Raw genomic sequence first — 14,876 nt, forward strand, 5'->3', positions numbered from 1 at the left:
TGCCCCCGCCGCGTGATCGACAGCACCGCAGCCACATTCATGCGCAAAACTGGATACGACCCAGCCAGCCACTTAGCACAGGCGCGACTTTTTCAGGTCGAAGTAGTTAGAAAGCGCGCCCGAAGAGATTCGAACTCCCAACCTTCTGATCCGTAGTCAGACCCGGTGTGTTTCTGGCTACCTCGCGATGTCTCGTCGACCGGCGCTGACCTGCGCAAACCCGCTCACGCTGTCTCGCAATGAATCGCGGTTTCTCGCACGAGTTGTCACAACTCTGACACAATTTCCGATCCCGCCGACGGTAGACACATTTACACTTCCGCGAACAACCCGACACAACAGGAGACGCCGATGAGCCGACCCGCGCCGCCCCCAGCCGATGAGCCGACCGGCGTAGCTACCGATCTGACGAATGCCTTTGCCAGCCAAGTCATCCCATCGACGCCCCTCGCCTACAGTGAAGGCGCGATCCTCAGCGACGCACTCGACTCTCGACCCTCCCGGTGGCGATCACTGCATCCAGCACCGCTCGCCATGCTCGTCGTGGCGCTCGCCGCCGCCGTATCCTTCGGAGCCTTCATGTTGGGCCGGTGGACCGGCCTGGCGCATGCGACCGCCAAACCCCCGGCAGCGTCCGCTGCGCCCACAGCTCCGACGCCGTCGGCCGATCAAGCGTTTTTGGCCGATCTCGCCCAGTACGGGATCTCCGACTTCGGACACCCCGCCTTCAGCCAAATGTATGAAGCTCTCGCCCATTGGGCCCGCTTCCAGATATCTCCGCCGGACACGCAAAGGCTTCCTTCGATGGCCAACCAGGTCACCGCCAACGTCGCCTACAACGTGCACGAGAACCCGGATGCGCCACAGCTCGCTTTCAGCCAGCAAGACAGCGAAAACCTCGTCAGGGCAGGCATTCATGCTTACTGCCCCCAGTTCGACCACCTGCTCCCCCCGAAGTGAAGGCCACAGTTATGAGAACCGTAATTCTGCTTGCAGCCGCCGCAGCAACGGCGCTAAGCATCGCCGCCGCTCCCGCGACGCACGCTGCGCCCCGTTGCCTGTTCCAGGGTGACTGGAACTGCGAAGGTCCACCGCAATGGAACGGGCCCGGCTTGAACACCTGGGATGTGCCCGGCACCTACGGCGGCTGGACCACCAACCCGCTGATCTGCGACCCCATCACGTATCGCTGCCAGCAGTACGTGACGCCGTGAACAATCCTGCGAAATCCCAAGCAGCCCAACTAAACCCAACTACACAGGAGACGCCATGACCCACCCCACCCCGCCGCCCGGCTGGTATCCCGACCCATCCGGTAGCGGCCAGCGCTATTTCGACGGCAGACAGTGGACCGATCTTCCGCCCCCGCCGCCAGCGCAGCCGTCGGTCGTCATCAACAACAATGTCGGTGCGTCAGCGCCGGCCGTGGTGGTAACCAACGGGCCCAACCATGGCCTGCATCTGGCCTTGACTCTGCTCACGTGCGGCATGTGGCTGCCGATATGGCTGATCGTCGCGATCGTGGGTCATCGACGGGTGCAGGTCGGTGGGGGGTCGGGCGGATCGCATACTGCGATGGTCGTCGGCGCAGTGGTCGGTGTCCTGTTCCTGCTGGGACTGGCGGCCTCGCACTTCGCCGCGTTCGTCGGGCTGGCCGTCCTCGGAGGTTTGGGTTTCCTCGGCTATTGGGCCTATCAGCGTGGCGTCGATCGGCGTGCCGAGCAGGCCAGGATCGCCGCCCGGGCCGACGCCGAGCACCAGGCATGGATGCGCGGCAACCCGGCAGGCACCTACGGCCTGTACCCGCCTGTGCCACCCCCGGATAATCCGCAGCAATGAGCGACAGGTCACCGTGGGCGACGGCCAACGGACGGCCGGCCATGAGCAGAGGACACGCCATGAAGAAGTTCGCCACAGGGTTGGCCGTAGTCGCCGCGGCGTGCGCGCTGGCCGCGCCCGCTCACGCCGACGATCAGTCCTACCTTGACGGTCTCGCAGCGGAAGGCGTTCTGATCAACCCGCTGAACAGCCAAGCGTTCCTGCTGCAACGAGGCGACTACGCGTGCCGCCTGCTCCGCGCCGGGGTGCCGCCCGACCAGGTGCCGGCACAGCTGGGCTTCAACGGCTGGATGTGGAACGCGCGAATCACGGAAGTCGCGCAGCGCGAGCTGTGCCCGGAGACGCTGCGATGAAACAGCTTGCCGCGGCTCTGGCCCTGCTTGTGGCGGCGTTCGCGCTGGCCACACCCGCCCGCGCCGACGTGAACAACGCCGCCAGACACTGGACCGCGATCGACGTGTGCAATGACATCAAGGAGCAACCGAACCTTGGCGGCGTGGCGCAGGCGTCAATCAACGTCTCGGTCGGCAACTTTGGATGGCGGGGCGAGGAACAGACCCCGGAGACCAAAAAGAAGGTCGCGCAGTATGTGCAGGCGTCAGTCGACCAGCGCTGCCCGCAGTACAGCTCGATGGTTCATGACGTGTTGAGCTGAACGAACGAAAAGAAGCCCCGGCCGTCTCGGAGCCCGAAGGGTTGTGGCTCAACGAGGCGGCCGGGGCGGCATAAGGTAGGTCGTCATGACCGGTGGGTTGCCGGGAATCAAGGCTGAGGCGCAGAAGGTTGCCGCCAACATCGGGGAGGCGGCGCGGCGTTACGCCGAAACCGACGCCGCGATCGCCGCCAAGATCAGGCGGCTGGTGTTTCCGGCCCTTGACGACGAGCCGGGCCAGGGCCACATTCAAGGCGTCGGCTTTCGACCGGCGCCACGGGGGCCGATCACCTGGTGCCTGCAGCCGGGGCGTGCCGAAGGTAAATGGCGGTGCTCGGTGCTCTATCCCGACGGCCACATCGACATCTACTGGAGCTGGACCGACGACACAGGAGGGTCGCTGCCATGACCGTGCTACCCGACTACGAGCCGCCCGAAGAACTGATATCCTGGGCGTTTCACTTCGAGCCGCAGATCGGCCGAGATGGCGACGGATGGGTGGCCCACTACCCCGGCGCGACCTGGACCGTGCGCGGCGCGAGTGAGGCCGAAGCTCTGGACAAGCTCAAGGACGAGTACGCCCGCCGGCAAGGCTCCGGTCAATTCGACCTGGCCGATTCCGACGCGGTGATGCTGGCACATCTGCGCGAACCGATCCCGGGCGTGTATGCGATGCCCAACGATCTGTACCGCGAGCTGCGCGACCGCGGGGCTGATCAGGCTGAGTTTCGCCGCGTGTTCGCCGAATGCGAGGCTCGGCGTGCCAACGGTGAAAGCTACACGCTGGCCGACTGGCTAGCCGAGCACCCGACAGGGGACGGCTAGCCGAACGACCCCGGGTTAGGCCGTCGCGAGTTTGTTCGACTTGGTCCGGTTGCACCGCCAGCACAGAGTCTGCAGATTCTCCGGCGTGGACAAGCCTCCCTTAGAGACCGGGATGACGTGATCGACCTCGAGAAGCAGATGAGGCTCCGCCGCGACCGACACCGAGCACGACCGGCATGTGTGGTTGTCACGGGACTTGATGAAGTTGCGCAGCTTCGACGTCATCAACGCGCGCTGGCCGGCCACCGTCTTCCGGAACCGAATCTTCTGCGACATCGTTTCGATCAGCGCGTCGATCGTCGGGGTGTTCAACGTGACGGTGGTTTTCTGGCCACTGTTCCCGCCGGCGCTGACGTACTCGAAGACATACACGGGGTAGGGAACGCTAATCGGTGACAGCTTGACCCCGACATGCTTCATGAAATCGTCCGCGTAATGCTTCAAGATGAAGGCCGGCGGATCGAACGACTCGGTGATGCTGGCTTCGCGCTGCTCGAGGTTGCTGATCGCATCTTCGAGTCGTGCGATGTCCTCACCCAGCTTCTCCACGTCGGCAAGGCTGGCCTCGTCAGCCTTGATGCCGAAGTACTTCATCACATACTTCACAGGGGCAGCCTTGGCGTTGCGGACGACCTGCAACGAGCAGTTATGTACGTTCGGCGCCTCATAGTTCGCGATGTTCCGGTCCCGGCGGTACTTGTGCTGGCTGGTGTTCTGAAACGTTGCCAGATACGCGTGCTTGCCCGTGGCCGACGATCCAAGGCTGAACGATCCGCGGCTGCGGATCTCCGCCACGTAGTCGGCGATTTCGTTGTGCTCAGCGACCACCGCGGCGACTTCGTTCTTGTGCGCCAGGAACTTCTCGCTGGCGAAGTATCGCTCCTTGAGGGCATACCGGCCAACCCGATAAAGGATCCACGCCGCGAGCGCGATACCGCCGACCACCAGAGCGACTTTCCAGATCGCCCGAATGATCACGATCACCAGGCCAACAACAAAGAGCACCGCGAGAAACTGCATGTCTATGGCTCCCAAGCTTCGAACCGAATGACGCCGCGTCTGCTGCTGGACAGATTGTGTTTTATCACCTGCGAATGCGGCGCAGTACGAATCCGCCTAACATCGTCGGCGGGAGAGCCCACCTCAGGCGCACGCAGACAAATCGTCTTCAGCAGCTCGAGAGTCGCTGGCCAAGTCTCGGCTACCTCGAAAGGCCGTTATTTCCCTGGTGCTACGAGCCTGATATACCGGTCAACGGCCTCCGACAGGCTTTCGTTGTCCAGAACCAGCGCGCAAGCGTCGGGTGATGATCGACCAGGCGGAAGAAATCCTCGGTGGTGACTTGGATCCCGATAAGCGCTTCGATCCGGAAGTTAGCAATGCCGCCTATGTCCAGTACCTCGCAGCCCGATTGTCCACACCGGTCCAAGGCGGCGAACCGGATCTGCACGCAGCAGTCGCACTCACTGAGGACGAGTACCGGCGGCCCGCGCAAGGTACTACCGCGAGTTCTCTGAAATGGTCGTGTTCGATGGCCATCTCCGGACCGTCGGAACCCCGGGCGTCGATGAGTACCGCGAGCGCCACTCGCCCAAGGAGGCGTTGAAGGCTGGGATGGCGCCGACGGCCGTCGGCCGCCGACGCCACTCGGATGCCAGCTAGTTGTCGCTGACGATCCGCAACCTACGGGCAGCATGCTCCGTGCGGTCGCGGCCGGCGCGGATCAGCCCGGGCACAGCTTCGACAGCGGCCAGCTCGTCCGGATACCAATCCCATCGGGAAGTTGGTCGATCGCCGCTTGGAGCGGATCGCGGTGTTCACGAATTGCGTGATGCTGTGTGGTTTGAGGTACGCGCGGTGTACCCTCAGGCATGGCTGCCCCTTCGCATGGTGGTCGGTCTACAGGATGCCCTGGCAGTGCAACGTCGGGGCATCCACTTTTCTCTGGTCAAACTGATTGGATCATCGTCGAGCGACATTGCCAAACGTTACGGCCGTATTCGAACGGCTGTTGTTACAAATCGGCGTAGGCCGGGGTTCCGCACATCCGGTTGCAGGATGCCCGGCACACCTGCGGCACCCTGATGCACCACGACAACGTGCCCATCGCTGAGGTCGCCGCTTGGTTGGGCCACGCCGACAACGCGTTCACGATGCGCACCTATGTGCACTCCCAACCGGACGCTTTGGCCGGCGCGGCGCAGAGTTTGGCGCGGCTTGGCACAAGTCGACACAATCGCATAGGCAAGCAATGAATTCTGCGATGCATCTGAGCTATTAAATGGGCGCGCCCGAAGAGATTCGAACTCCCAACCTTCTGATCCGTAGTCAGATGCTCTATCCGTTGAGCTACGGGCGCCTGTGTTCACTTGTCGTCGTACCTCTGCGGCGACCCGCTTCGCCCGGCTGACGCCGCGCTCGCGATTCGCCTCGTTGGCGGAGGCGAGAGGATTTGAACCTCCGGTCCCCGGTAAGAGGACAACTCATTAGCAGTGAGTCCCATTCGGCCGCTCTGGCACGCCTCCTTGGATTTCTGAGGGTACCGGACCCGACTTGGGCCCCGGAACCGCCGCGGAGCACAGCGTACAGCGCCCCCACATATGCTGTCTAAATGCCCGCCCGCCTGCGCCCTGAGCTGGCCGAGGTGGCGCCCTACGTCGAGGGCAAGACGATCCCGGGCACGATCAAGCTGGCCAGCAACGAGACGGTGCACGGGCCGCTGCCCAGCGTGCGCGCGGCCATCGCCGAGGCCGTCGACGACGTCAACCGCTACCCGGACAACCACAACGTCGAGCTCCGGCTGCGGCTGGCGCAGCACCTGAGGGACTTTGCGCCGGAGCAGATCACCGTCGGCTGCGGGTCGGTGGCGCTGTGCCAGCGGCTCATCCAGGCCACGGCGTCGGCCGGCGACGAGGTGCTCTACGGGTGGCGCAGCTTCGGGATGTATCCGCTGCAGGTGCGGGTTTGCGGCGCGGTGCCCGTCGAGGTTCCGCTGCGCGATCAGACGTACGACCTGTACGCCATGCTCGCCGCCGTCACCGACCGCACCCGGCTGATCTTCGTCTGCAACCCCAACAACCCGACCTCCACGGTCGTCGACCCCGATGCGCTGACCCGGTTTGTCGAGGCGGTGCCGCCGGACATCCTGATCGCCATCGACGAGGCGTATGTGGAATACATCCGCGACGGCTTGCTGCCAGACAGCCTGGGGCTGGTCCGCTCGTATCCCAATGTTGTTGTGCTGCGGACGTTTTCGAAGGCCTACGGGCTGGCCGGGTTGCGGGTGGGTTACGCGGTCGGCGCCCCGGAGGTGATCGCCGCACTGGACAAGGTCGTGGTGCCCTTCACGTTGACCAACGTTTCGCAGGCGGCGGCGATGGCGTCGCTGGACGCGTCCGACGAGCTATTGGCACGCACGGACGCGGTGGTCGCCGAACGGGAGCGGGTTTCTCACGCCTTGCGCGACGCCGGTTTCACGCTGCCGCGCTCGCAGGCCAACTTCGTCTGGCTGCCGCTGGCCGAGCGCACAGCGGATTTCGTGGAACAGGCGGCTGAGGCTCGAATCGTGGTGCGGCCGTTCGCAGGTGACGGTGTGCGGGTCACGATCGGCGCGCCGGAGGAGAACGACGCCCTGTTGAGGTTCGCGAAAGGATGGATTTGATGAGCGACGAGTTGGCCCGCAAGAAGTTCACCGAATTCAAGGAACGCACCGGCGCTATCGCCGACGCCGAACTCGACGACTACTGGGCGAGCCTGCCGCCGGCCACCATCGACGGCATGCTCGGCGAGTGGAAGGGCGGCGAATTCGTCACCGGCCACCGGATGAACGGCCAACTGGAAAAGTCCCGCTGGTTCGGCAAGACCTTCAACTCGGTGACCGATGTGCAGCCGCTGGTGTGTCTGGACGACGAAGGCAACCGGTTCTCCAACGTCAAGATGGGCAAGGGCGAAGCGAGCCTGTGGCTCGAGGAGTTCCGCGGCGAGGTGACCGCGACCATGGTCTACGACGGCCAGCCCGTGCACGACCACTTCAAGCGGATCGACGACAACGCCGTGATGGGCATCATGAACGGCAAGGGCGTCGTCGACAACGGCCGGTACTTCTACTTCTACCTCGAGCGAGTCTAGGCGGGGTTACGCCCCGTGAAGGCGACCAGCCGGTCCAGCGGCGGCGCGTCGTCGGCAACCTCGACGGGGTCGTCGAAGCCCACAACCGAACGGCCTTGCGGCGTAATGTTTTTCTTCGCGAGACCAAGGACGTAGTCGGCCACCGAGTCTGCGACATCGATCGGGTGACCGGTCGCCTTCGCGTAATCCCAAGCGTGGACCAGGAATTCAAGGGAGAGTATCCCGGCGGCCACCGCCGCAGGCAGCTCGTTGGAGCCGATCGTCACCGTGCCGTCCAGGCCGCGGCGGTGCCAGGCGTCCAGTGCGGGCCGGGCCGCGCTGATGATCTGCCGCTCCACCGAGTCGCCCGCGTCGCGGTCGGGGATCTCCGCATCCACCGCTCCGCCGAGCACGGTGATCGAGTTCAGCAGGTGATCGGTCAGCTTCGCCACGTCGAATTCCGAGCACGGCGTGGATTTGCCCAGGTCGTCGCGGGCGATCGGATGCAGGACACGCTGCAGGACTCCGAGCGTGGCCTCGGCGCTGGCCAGCTCGTCGGTGGGCGGTGAGTCGGGGCCGGGCCGCAGGTCGGAAGGCATGCCGTCCACGGTACGGTCTGGCCATGGGTCAGCCGTACGAATCCGTCACAGTCGAAACCAAAGACCACGTCGCGCGGGTCACGCTGATCGGACCGGGCAAAGGCAACGCGATGGGGCCGGCGTTCTGGTCGGAGATGCCCGAGGTGTTCGCCGAGCTGGACGCCGACCGCGATGTGCGGGCCATTGTGCTCACCGGGTCCGGCCGCAACTTCAGCTACGGCCTGGATCTGCCGGCGATGGGCGGTTCGCTGGCCGGGGTCATGACCGAGGGCGCGTCGGCGCGCCCGCGTGCCGATTTCCACCAAACGGTGCTGCGCATGCAGAAGGCGATCAGTGCCGTCGCCGACTGCCGCACCCCGACGATCGCCTCGGTGCACGGCTGGTGCATCGGCGGCGGCGTCGACCTGATCTCGGCGGTGGACATCCGTTACGCCAGCGCCGACGCCAAGTTCTCCGTTCGCGAGGTCAAGCTCGCGATCGTCGCCGACGTCGGCAGCCTCGCCCGGTTGCCGTTGATCCTCAACGACGGGCACCTGCGGGAACTGGCGCTGACCGGCAAGGACATCGACGCGGCGCGGGCGGAGAAGATCGGCTTGGTCAACGACGTGTTCGACGACGCCGAGGCGACGCTTGCCGCCGCGCACGCCACCGCCGCGGAGATCGCCGCTAATCCGCCGCTGACCGTGCACGGCATCAAGGATGTCCTTGACCAGCAACGGATTTCGGCGGTGTCGGCGAGCCTGCGCTATGTGGCGGCCTGGAACGCGGCGTTCCTGCCGTCCAAAGACCTGTCCGAGGGTATTTCCGCGACATTCGCCAAGCGCCCGCCGCAGTTCACCGGCGAATAAGGGCCACCGCGATTGGGAACACTCGGGATATGTCTACCTACCGAGTGATCAATCCGCACGGCGAGGTCGTTGCCACCAAAGACATCGAAAGCGCCGACGACGCGCACGCCTGGTTCGTCGACCAGAACACCGATAAAGGCGAGCTGGGTTGGCGGATGGAAGTCAACATCGACGGCGATTGGCGCTTCTTCGACCAGACCGACGGCGGCCAGCCTTAGGTGGCGTTTGTCCGGGCGGCCGGCGGGCAACCCAACAGGCATGGATTCGGAACGCTTCCGCCCGCTGCTCAACACCAAAGGACCGTTCGCATCGGTCTACTTCGAGGACACCCACGAAACCCAGGACGCGCAGACGCAGCTCGAGCTGAAGTGGCGCGGGGTGCGGGAACAGCTCGACGAGCGGGACGTCGACGAAGCCGTCATCGCCGACATCGAACGTGCCGTGATGGACCTGCGCCCACCGATCGGCCGCAGCGGGCGTGGCATAGTCGCCGGGGCCGACGGTGTCGTCCTCAACGAACATCTCCTGCGCCCCACGGCGGCGCCGATCGTGCGAGTGTCCGAATTGCCCTACATCGTTCCGATCGTCGAGCACGGATTCGACAACCCGGCTTATGTGCTGGTGGCCGTCGACCACACCGGCGCCGACATCACCGTGCACGTCGAGGGCACGCTGAGTTCGGAAACCGTTGACGGCGGCGGCCATCCGGTGCACAAGGCATCGGGAGCCGAGACCGCCGGATACGGCGATCCCCAGCTGCGCACCGAGGAAGCGGCCCGCAAGAACTTGCGCGCGGTGGCCGACCGTGTCGCGGAGCTGGTCGACGACGCCGGCGCCGACGTCGTCTTCGTGGTCGGCGAGGTGCGGTCCCGTTCCGATCTGTTGACGACGTTGGCCGACCGGGTCAAGGCGCTGGCGGTGCCGTTGGAGGTCGGCGCGCGTCACAGCGGCCACGACTTCGACGAGGTGCAGGAGGCGATCGAGCAGGAACTGCTGAAGCGCCGGCTGGCGGTCCTCGACGACGCCGCCCAGCGGTTTGCCGCCGAGATCGGCCGGCAATCCGGGCTGGCCGCCGAAGGGGTGGGGCCGGTGTGCTCGGCGCTGCGTCAGGGCGCGGTGGAAACTTTGATCATCGGCGACATCGGGGACGAAACGGTGGTTGCCGACCAGCAGCTGACGACCGTCGCACCCAACGCGGACGTGCTGTCCGAGCAGGGCGCCGCGGCGGATCGCACCCTGCGGGCCGACGAGGCGCTGCCGCTGTTCGCGGTCTCTGTCGGTGCGTCGCTGGTGCGCACCGACGAACGCATCGCGCCCGCCGACGGCGTGGGCGCCGTGCTGCGCTACGCGCCGACGCTGCACTGATGCGCGCTCAGCGGCGCTGTCGCAGTTGTTGCTCGACGCGGTCTAAGAATGCGTCGACCTCGTCTTCGTTGTAGCCGCGCCTGCCGATCGGTGGCTTGTTGAACGCCACGCTGCGGACGTCCGCGGGCGTCAGGGTGCTTGCTCGTGGATTTCGCAGCGCCTCTTCGACGCGGTCCAGGAATGCGTCGACCTCGTCTTCGTTGTAGCCACGCTTGCCGATCGGCGGCTTGCTGAACGCCACGCCGCGGACATCCTCGGGCGTAAGACCGGAGTGTGGCGGTACCTCCGCGGCTTGACGCTTCCTGAACAACGGCATGGCACCCTCCCGCGGCGAAACAACCAGAGCGTACGTCGGAGCCGCGACCGCGCGCCGTAACCTCGCGGAGGGGGATCAGCTCACCCAGGCAGAGAGGGCACGCATGACAGACGACGGCAGGATCCGCGTCCCGGCCGATCTCGACGCCGTCACCGCGATCGGTGACGAGGACCAGTCCGGGATCGACCCCGCGGCAGTCGAGCGCATCTGGCAGGCGGTCCGCTACTGGTATCAGGCGGGGATGCATCCCGCGATCCAGCTATGCCTGTGGCACGACGGCAAGGTGGTGCTCAACCGCGCAATCGGCCACGGCTGGGGCAACGGCCCGACCGATCCGCCCGACGCCGAGAAGATTCCCGTCAAGACCGATACCCCGTTCTGCGTGTATTCGACGGCCAAGGCGATCACCGCGACCGTGGTGCACATGCTGGTCGAACGCGGCCAGTTCTCGCTCGACGACCGGGTCTGCGACTACATCCCGACCTACACCAGCCACGGCAAGGACCGCACCACGATCCGTCACGTGCTGACGCACAGCGCGGGTGTCCCGTTCCCCACTGGACCCCGGCCGGACCTCAAACGGGCAGACGACCACGAGTACGCGCAAGAGCAGCTGGGCAAGTTGCGGCCGCTCTACCGGCCGGGCCTGGTGCACATCTATCACGCGCTGACCTGGGGCCCGCTGATGCGCGAGATCGTCTATGCCGCCACCGGCAAGGACATCCGCGAGATTCTGGCCGCCGAGATACTCGACCCGCTGGGCTTCCGCTGGACCAATTTCGGTGTTGCAGAACAGGATCTCCCGCTCGTCGCACCCAGCCACGCCACCGGCAAGCAACTACCGACCCCGATCGCAGTAGCCTTCCGCAAGGCGATCGGCGGTACCGTGCACCAAATCATCCCGCTTTCCAACACACCCATGTTCCTCACCACGGTGGTCCCGTCATCCAACACGGTGTCGAACGCCTACGAGCTGTCCCGCTTTGCCGAAATCTGGCGCCGCGGCGGTGAACTCGACGGGGTTCGGGTCGTGCGTCCGGAGACCCTGCAGGCCGCGGTGCGCGAATGCCGTCGGCTACGACCGGATGTCGCGACCGGACTGACACCCCTGCGCTGGGGCACCGGATTCATGCTGGGCTCCACCAGGTTCGGGCCGTTCGGCCGCAACGCGCCGGCGGCGTTCGGCCACTTGGGTCTGGTCAACTGCGCCATCTGGGCCGACCCGCAGCGCAAGCTGTCGGCCGGCCTGGTCAGCAGCGGCAAACCCGGCAAGGACGTTGCGCCCAAGCGCTACACCGCGCTGATGGACCTCATCGCCGCCGAGATCCCGCGGGATCGGTAACGGGCCGACGAGCGTGCGCAGAATGCCGCAAAATTTGGCGGTTCGACGTACAAACGTGCACGCTCGCGGCGGAAAAAAGCGGTGGCGGAGGGATTTGAACCCCCGGACGGTTGTAGCCGTCTCTCGCTTTCAAGGCGAGTGCATTAGGCCGCTCTGCCACGCCACCGCCGACAAGCGTATCGGGGCGCTAGAGCTTCGATGCCCGGCCGGACAGTTTCAGCGCGGTGCTGATGCGCCGGCAGTTCTCCCCCATCGCGGCAATCTGCGACCGCGACAACTGGCCGAGGAAATGGGTCCGCACGCCCTGGGCGTAGGTGACCATGGCCTCGTGCGCCGCCGCTCTCCCGTCGTCGGTGATGGTGGCCACGACACCGCGGCGGTCGTCGCGGCTGGCCTCGCGCCGCACCAGCCCCTGGACCTCCAGGCGACGGATCTGCCGCGTCAGTCGGCTCGGCAGCGACGACAACGCCTCGGCCAGATCCCCCATCCGAGCTGACCCGGCGGGCGTGCTGTCGAGCATCTCGAGCACCCGCACGTCGAACAGCGACAGCTGGTGCGTTTCGGTCAGGCGGCGGTTGAGCGTGGCATACAGCCGCAACGCTGAATCCAAGAAGTTCTGCCACGACTTCTGTTCAGCGATATCCAGCCCGGGCATCTCACTGGCTGTCCGGCCGTCGATGAGGCCGTCCATTACGTCATGCTATGCGAGACATGGCTTTTGGAACAGCCGGAATACGCAGGTAGTAGCGTGGCGGCCATGCACGCGATCGTTGCCGAATCCGCCGATCAACTCCTGTGGCAGGAGGTGCCGGACGTCAAGCCGGACCGCGGCGAGGTGCTGGTCAAGGTCAGTGCCGCCGGCGTCAATCGGGCCGACGTGCTGCAGGCAGCCGGTCACTACCCGCCGCCGCCGGGCGCCAGCGAATTGCTCGGCATGGAGGTGTCGGGGGTGATCGCCGAGGTGGGTGCCGGCGTCACCGGATGGTCGGTCGGGCAAGAAGTCTGCGCTTTGCTGGCGGGCGGCGGGTACGCCGAATTCGTCGCCGTTCCCGCTGGTCAGATTCTGCCGATTCCGGACGGTGTCGACCTGCTCGACGCCGCCGGGCTGCCGGAAGTGGCGTGCACGGTGTGGTCGAACCTGGTGTTGACGGCGCACCTGGGCGAGGGCCAGCTAATCCTGATCCACGGCGGCGCCAGCGGTGTCGGCACGCACGCCATCCAGGTGGCCAGGGCGCTGGGGGCGCGGGTCGCGATCACCGCCGGTTCGCCGCCCAAGCTGGAGCTCTGCCGCGAACTGGGCGCCGAGGTGACCATCGCCTACCGCGACGAGGACTTCGTGTCCCGGGTCAAAGACGCGACCGACGGCGCCGGCGCAGACGTGATCCTGGACATCGTCGGCGCCGCCTACCTGGACCGCAATCTCGACGCGCTCGCCAGCGACGGCCAGCTGGTGGTGATCGGCCTGCAAAGCGGCGTCAAGGGCGAGCTCAACCTAGGCAAGCTGATCAGCAAACGGGCGCGGGTCATCGGAACTGCGCTGCGTGGCCGTCCTGTCGACGGCCCACACGGCAAGAGCGCCATCGTTGCCGCGGTGGTGAAGTCGGTGTGGCCGATGTTTGCCGACGGCCGCGTTCGGCTCGTCATCGGCGCGCGCATGCCGATTCAGGAAGCCGCGGAGGCCCACCGGATGCTGTCGTCGGGGCGGGTAACGGGGAAGATCGTGCTGACGCTAGCCCAGTGAGGCCAGTGCCCGCACCAACTGGTCGACCTCGGACATCGTCGAGTAATGCGCCAGCCCGACGGTCACCGCGCCGCCGACGTCGTTGACGCCGATCACGTCGAGCACCCGCGAGCTGGCATTGGAGATCGCCAGAATTCCGTTGTCCGCCAACCGCTGTACCACCCGCTCGGCGGGCACCTCGTGTACGGCGAAACTGACCACCGGTATGCGCGATTCGGGCTGGCCGATAACCACCACCAACGGCAGCGAGCGCAGCGAGGTCATCAGGTAGTCGAATATCTGGTTCATGTATGTCGCGGCGGATTCCATTGACACGACCAGTCTTTCGCGCCTGGTACCGCGCGCCGACTCGTCCAGCGAGGCCAGGTATTCGATACTGCGGACCAAGCCGCCCAGCAGTCCGTACTGGTGCACGCCGAGTTCCAGTCGCGCCGGACCGGTCGCATGCGGATTCGTCGACACCGAGCCGAACGAATTGATCAGCGCCGGCTCACGAAACACCAACGCGCCCACGGGCGGACCGCCCCAGCCGACCGCGTTGACCGCCACCACGTCGGCGTCGATCTCGTTGATGTCGATCAGCCGGTACGGTGCGGCCGCAGAGTGGTCGACGACCACCAAACCGCCGACGTCGTGGATCAGCTTGGTCACCACACGCAGATCGGTGATGGTGCCCAACGTCCCCGACGCCGAGGTCACGGCAACCAGCCGCGTCGACTTGCCGATCAGACTCTCCCACTGCCAGGTCGGCAGCTCACCGGTCTCGATGTCGACCTCGGCCCACTTCACCTTGGCGCCGAACCGGTTTGCTGCACGAAGCCACGGCGCGATATTCGCCTCGTCGTCGAGGCGGGTGACGATCACCTCGTAACCCAGGCCGGCTCGCGTCGACGACGCGTCGGCCAGCGATGCCAGCAAAACCGCGCGGTCGGCCCCGAGCACCACGGCACCGGGGTCGGCGTTGACCAGATCGGCCACGGCCTGCCGCGCCGCCTCCAGGACGGCCGCGCTGCGCTGCGCCGACGGGTGCGGGCCGACGGGGCTGGGGAACGAGCCGCGGAACGCCGTCGACACGGTGGTGGCCACCGAGTCCGGGATCAGCATGCCGGCCGGCGCGTCGAAGTGCACCCAACCGTCCCCCAGCGACGGGTGTAGTCCGCGCACCCGGGCGACGTCGTATGCCATGCCAGCCACCTTAGAGTTCCCGCAATTCCGCAAACCGCGACAGTAGCGGGGCGCCCA

Annotated in this window: 20 protein-coding genes, 4 tRNA genes and 2 pseudogenes; 15 read left to right on the forward strand and 11 right to left on the reverse strand. The window is 65.9% G+C overall.

From position 1 onward, the window contains the following. Nucleotides 1-114: 114 nt before the first annotated feature. Nucleotides 115-206: transfer RNA gene (locus AWC14_RS28845), tRNA-Ser, on the reverse strand. Nucleotides 207-351: 145 nt separating this feature from the next. Here AWC14_RS28845 and AWC14_RS27010 point away from each other — a divergent pair. The 7 genes from AWC14_RS27010 to AWC14_RS27040 all read left to right on the forward strand — a co-directional run bounded on the left by AWC14_RS27010 (nucleotide 352) and on the right by AWC14_RS27040 (nucleotide 3,316). Continuing rightward, entirely contained in the window at nucleotides 352-960 is a 609-nt protein-coding gene (locus AWC14_RS27010; protein ID WP_142281863.1) for a DUF732 domain-containing protein, read from the forward strand. An 11-nt stretch (nucleotides 961-971) separates the two neighbouring features. Next, entirely contained in the window at nucleotides 972-1,214 is a 243-nt protein-coding gene (locus AWC14_RS27015; protein WP_045384755.1) for a hypothetical protein, read from the forward strand. 55 nt (nucleotides 1,215-1,269) lie between these two features. Further along, nucleotides 1,270-1,839 (forward strand): DUF2510 domain-containing protein, encoded by a 570-nt coding sequence (locus tag AWC14_RS27020; protein ID WP_045384756.1) that lies wholly within the window; start codon nucleotides 1,270-1,272, stop codon nucleotides 1,837-1,839. Further along, entirely contained in the window at nucleotides 1,836-2,192 is a 357-nt protein-coding gene (locus AWC14_RS27025; protein ID WP_081968351.1) for a DUF732 domain-containing protein, read from the forward strand. The genes AWC14_RS27020 and AWC14_RS27025 overlap by 4 nt, the downstream gene beginning before the upstream one ends. Continuing rightward, nucleotides 2,189-2,494, forward strand: coding sequence for a hypothetical protein (locus AWC14_RS27030; RefSeq protein WP_045384759.1), 306 nt, complete (start codon nucleotides 2,189-2,191; stop codon nucleotides 2,492-2,494). Before AWC14_RS27025 ends, AWC14_RS27030 begins: the two co-directional genes overlap by 4 nt. An 85-nt stretch (nucleotides 2,495-2,579) precedes the next feature. After that, nucleotides 2,580-2,900: a hypothetical protein gene (locus AWC14_RS27035; RefSeq protein ID WP_057003314.1), complete on the forward strand. Its 321-nt coding sequence runs from the start codon at nucleotides 2,580-2,582 to the stop codon at nucleotides 2,898-2,900. After that, the gene (locus AWC14_RS27040; protein WP_045375274.1) at nucleotides 2,897-3,316 is read left to right on the forward strand and encodes a hypothetical protein; all 420 of its coding nucleotides are present in this window, start codon (nucleotides 2,897-2,899) and stop codon (nucleotides 3,314-3,316) included. The genes AWC14_RS27035 and AWC14_RS27040 overlap by 4 nt, the downstream gene beginning before the upstream one ends. Nucleotides 3,317-3,331: 15 nt before the next feature. Here the strand turns inward: AWC14_RS27040 and AWC14_RS27045 are convergent, their stop codons facing one another. Together AWC14_RS27045 and AWC14_RS30290 are read right to left on the reverse strand one after the other, a co-directional pair. After that, on the reverse strand, nucleotides 3,332-4,336 hold the full coding sequence (locus AWC14_RS27045) for an HNH endonuclease (RefSeq protein ID WP_081968012.1): 1,005 nt from the start codon (nucleotides 4,334-4,336) through the stop codon (nucleotides 3,332-3,334). A 994-nt stretch (nucleotides 4,337-5,330) separates the two neighbouring features. Beyond that, on the reverse strand, nucleotides 5,331-5,468 hold the full coding sequence (locus tag AWC14_RS30290; RefSeq protein WP_158089932.1) for a hypothetical protein: 138 nt from the start codon (nucleotides 5,466-5,468) through the stop codon (nucleotides 5,331-5,333). Between AWC14_RS30290 and AWC14_RS29890 the strand changes: the two genes are divergently transcribed. Beyond that, nucleotides 5,401-5,571: a hypothetical protein gene (locus AWC14_RS29890; protein WP_081968013.1), complete on the forward strand. Its 171-nt coding sequence runs from the start codon at nucleotides 5,401-5,403 to the stop codon at nucleotides 5,569-5,571. The two genes, AWC14_RS30290 and AWC14_RS29890, sit on opposite strands and share 68 nt — an antisense overlap. Nucleotides 5,572-5,602: 31 nt before the next feature. On the opposite strand, the gene AWC14_RS27060 is transcribed toward AWC14_RS29890, so the two are convergent. After that, nucleotides 5,603-5,675 (reverse strand) — tRNA-Arg (locus AWC14_RS27060). 75 nt (nucleotides 5,676-5,750) lie between these two features. Then, nucleotides 5,751-5,841 (reverse strand) — tRNA-Ser (locus tag AWC14_RS27065). An 86-nt stretch (nucleotides 5,842-5,927) separates the two neighbouring features. Here AWC14_RS27065 and hisC point away from each other — a divergent pair. Beyond that, nucleotides 5,928-6,977: a histidinol-phosphate transaminase gene (gene hisC, locus AWC14_RS27070; protein WP_045375269.1), complete on the forward strand. Its 1,050-nt coding sequence runs from the start codon at nucleotides 5,928-5,930 to the stop codon at nucleotides 6,975-6,977. Next, nucleotides 6,977-7,444 (forward strand): DUF4334 domain-containing protein, encoded by a 468-nt coding sequence (locus tag AWC14_RS27075; RefSeq protein ID WP_045375267.1) that lies wholly within the window; start codon nucleotides 6,977-6,979, stop codon nucleotides 7,442-7,444. Before hisC ends, AWC14_RS27075 begins: the two co-directional genes overlap by 1 nt. Here the strand turns inward: AWC14_RS27075 and AWC14_RS27080 are convergent. Then, nucleotides 7,441-8,022, reverse strand: coding sequence for a TIGR03086 family metal-binding protein (locus AWC14_RS27080; RefSeq protein WP_057003315.1), 582 nt, complete (start codon nucleotides 8,020-8,022; stop codon nucleotides 7,441-7,443). The genes AWC14_RS27075 and AWC14_RS27080 overlap by 4 nt on opposite strands. A 23-nt stretch (nucleotides 8,023-8,045) precedes the next feature. On the opposite strand from AWC14_RS27080, the gene AWC14_RS27085 reads away from it, so the two are divergent. The 3 genes from AWC14_RS27085 to AWC14_RS27095 are packed head-to-tail and all read left to right on the forward strand — an operon-like array spanning nucleotide 8,046 to nucleotide 10,235. Then, nucleotides 8,046-8,870 carry a crotonase/enoyl-CoA hydratase family protein gene (locus AWC14_RS27085; RefSeq protein ID WP_045375265.1) on the forward strand — a complete coding sequence of 275 codons (825 nt, stop codon included), beginning with the start codon at nucleotides 8,046-8,048 and terminating at the stop codon, nucleotides 8,868-8,870. A gap of 29 nt (nucleotides 8,871-8,899) precedes the next feature. Beyond that, entirely contained in the window at nucleotides 8,900-9,088 is a 189-nt protein-coding gene (locus AWC14_RS27090; protein ID WP_045375263.1) for a hypothetical protein, read from the forward strand. Between the two features lie 40 nt (nucleotides 9,089-9,128). Continuing rightward, the gene (locus tag AWC14_RS27095; RefSeq protein ID WP_045375262.1) at nucleotides 9,129-10,235 is read left to right on the forward strand and encodes an Rv2629 family ribosome hibernation factor; all 1,107 of its coding nucleotides are present in this window, start codon (nucleotides 9,129-9,131) and stop codon (nucleotides 10,233-10,235) included. A 22-nt stretch (nucleotides 10,236-10,257) separates the two neighbouring features. Here the strand turns inward: AWC14_RS27095 and AWC14_RS29895 are convergent. Together AWC14_RS29895 and AWC14_RS29900 are read right to left on the reverse strand one after the other, a co-directional pair. Continuing rightward, a pseudogene (locus AWC14_RS29895) lies at nucleotides 10,258-10,368 on the reverse strand (DivIVA domain-containing protein); the annotation flags it as partial. A gap of 69 nt (nucleotides 10,369-10,437) precedes the next feature. Further along, a pseudogene (locus tag AWC14_RS29900) lies at nucleotides 10,438-10,551 on the reverse strand (hypothetical protein); the annotation flags it as partial. Between the two features lie 103 nt (nucleotides 10,552-10,654). Here AWC14_RS29900 and lipE point away from each other — a divergent pair. Next, nucleotides 10,655-11,893: a lipase LipE gene (gene lipE / locus AWC14_RS27105; RefSeq protein WP_045375259.1), complete on the forward strand. Its 1,239-nt coding sequence runs from the start codon at nucleotides 10,655-10,657 to the stop codon at nucleotides 11,891-11,893. Nucleotides 11,894-11,972: 79 nt separating this feature from the next. On the opposite strand, the gene AWC14_RS27110 is transcribed toward lipE, so the two are convergent. Continuing rightward, nucleotides 11,973-12,059: transfer RNA gene (locus AWC14_RS27110), tRNA-Ser, on the reverse strand. 21 nt (nucleotides 12,060-12,080) lie between these two features. Then, nucleotides 12,081-12,584: a MarR family winged helix-turn-helix transcriptional regulator gene (locus tag AWC14_RS27115; protein ID WP_045375257.1), complete on the reverse strand. Its 504-nt coding sequence runs from the start codon at nucleotides 12,582-12,584 to the stop codon at nucleotides 12,081-12,083. Nucleotides 12,585-12,650: 66 nt separating this feature from the next. Between AWC14_RS27115 and AWC14_RS27120 the strand changes: the two genes are divergently transcribed. Next, on the forward strand, nucleotides 12,651-13,634 hold the full coding sequence (locus tag AWC14_RS27120; RefSeq protein WP_193393830.1) for an NAD(P)H-quinone oxidoreductase: 984 nt from the start codon (nucleotides 12,651-12,653) through the stop codon (nucleotides 13,632-13,634). On the opposite strand, the gene AWC14_RS27125 is transcribed toward AWC14_RS27120, so the two are convergent. Continuing rightward, nucleotides 13,623-14,819 carry a cysteine desulfurase-like protein gene (locus tag AWC14_RS27125; RefSeq protein WP_045375253.1) on the reverse strand — a complete coding sequence of 399 codons (1,197 nt, stop codon included), beginning with the start codon at nucleotides 14,817-14,819 and terminating at the stop codon, nucleotides 13,623-13,625. The genes AWC14_RS27120 and AWC14_RS27125 overlap by 12 nt on opposite strands. Between the last annotated feature and the right edge of the window lie 57 nt (nucleotides 14,820-14,876).

The organism is Mycobacterium kyorinense (genome assembly GCF_002101735.1).
GTDB classification, from domain to species: domain Bacteria; phylum Actinomycetota; class Actinomycetes; order Mycobacteriales; family Mycobacteriaceae; genus Mycobacterium; species Mycobacterium kyorinense.

What these genes read in the sequence shown, in the direction of transcription:
- AWC14_RS27010 (WP_142281863.1), top strand. Translation starts at nt 352, where the DNA reads ATGAGCCGACCCGCGCCGCCCCCAGCCGATGAGCCGACCGGCGTAGCT.
- AWC14_RS27015 (WP_045384755.1), top strand. Translation starts at nt 972, where the DNA reads ATGAGAACCGTAATTCTGCTTGCAGCCGCCGCAGCAACGGCGCTAAGC.
- AWC14_RS27020 (WP_045384756.1), top strand. Translation starts at nt 1,270, where the DNA reads ATGACCCACCCCACCCCGCCGCCCGGCTGGTATCCCGACCCATCCGGT.
- AWC14_RS27025 (WP_081968351.1), top strand. Translation starts at nt 1,836, where the DNA reads ATGAGCGACAGGTCACCGTGGGCGACGGCCAACGGACGGCCGGCCATG.
- AWC14_RS27030 (WP_045384759.1), top strand. Translation starts at nt 2,189, where the DNA reads ATGAAACAGCTTGCCGCGGCTCTGGCCCTGCTTGTGGCGGCGTTCGCG.
- AWC14_RS27035 (WP_057003314.1), top strand. Translation starts at nt 2,580, where the DNA reads ATGACCGGTGGGTTGCCGGGAATCAAGGCTGAGGCGCAGAAGGTTGCC.
- AWC14_RS27040 (WP_045375274.1), top strand. Translation starts at nt 2,897, where the DNA reads ATGACCGTGCTACCCGACTACGAGCCGCCCGAAGAACTGATATCCTGG.
- AWC14_RS27045 (WP_081968012.1), bottom strand. Translation starts at nt 4,336, where the DNA reads ATGCAGTTTCTCGCGGTGCTCTTTGTTGTTGGCCTGGTGATCGTGATC.
- AWC14_RS29890 (WP_081968013.1), top strand. Translation starts at nt 5,401, where the DNA reads ATGCACCACGACAACGTGCCCATCGCTGAGGTCGCCGCTTGGTTGGGC.
- hisC (WP_045375269.1), top strand. Translation starts at nt 5,928, where the DNA reads ATGCCCGCCCGCCTGCGCCCTGAGCTGGCCGAGGTGGCGCCCTACGTC.
- AWC14_RS27075 (WP_045375267.1), top strand. Translation starts at nt 6,977, where the DNA reads ATGAGCGACGAGTTGGCCCGCAAGAAGTTCACCGAATTCAAGGAACGC.
- AWC14_RS27080 (WP_057003315.1), bottom strand. Translation starts at nt 8,022, where the DNA reads ATGCCTTCCGACCTGCGGCCCGGCCCCGACTCACCGCCCACCGACGAG.
- AWC14_RS27085 (WP_045375265.1), top strand. Translation starts at nt 8,046, where the DNA reads ATGGGTCAGCCGTACGAATCCGTCACAGTCGAAACCAAAGACCACGTC.
- AWC14_RS27090 (WP_045375263.1), top strand. Translation starts at nt 8,900, where the DNA reads ATGTCTACCTACCGAGTGATCAATCCGCACGGCGAGGTCGTTGCCACC.
- AWC14_RS27095 (WP_045375262.1), top strand. Translation starts at nt 9,129, where the DNA reads ATGGATTCGGAACGCTTCCGCCCGCTGCTCAACACCAAAGGACCGTTC.
- lipE (WP_045375259.1), top strand. Translation starts at nt 10,655, where the DNA reads ATGACAGACGACGGCAGGATCCGCGTCCCGGCCGATCTCGACGCCGTC.
- AWC14_RS27115 (WP_045375257.1), bottom strand. Translation starts at nt 12,584, where the DNA reads ATGGACGGCCTCATCGACGGCCGGACAGCCAGTGAGATGCCCGGGCTG.
- AWC14_RS27120 (WP_193393830.1), top strand. Translation starts at nt 12,651, where the DNA reads ATGCACGCGATCGTTGCCGAATCCGCCGATCAACTCCTGTGGCAGGAG.
- AWC14_RS27125 (WP_045375253.1), bottom strand. Translation starts at nt 14,819, where the DNA reads ATGGCATACGACGTCGCCCGGGTGCGCGGACTACACCCGTCGCTGGGG.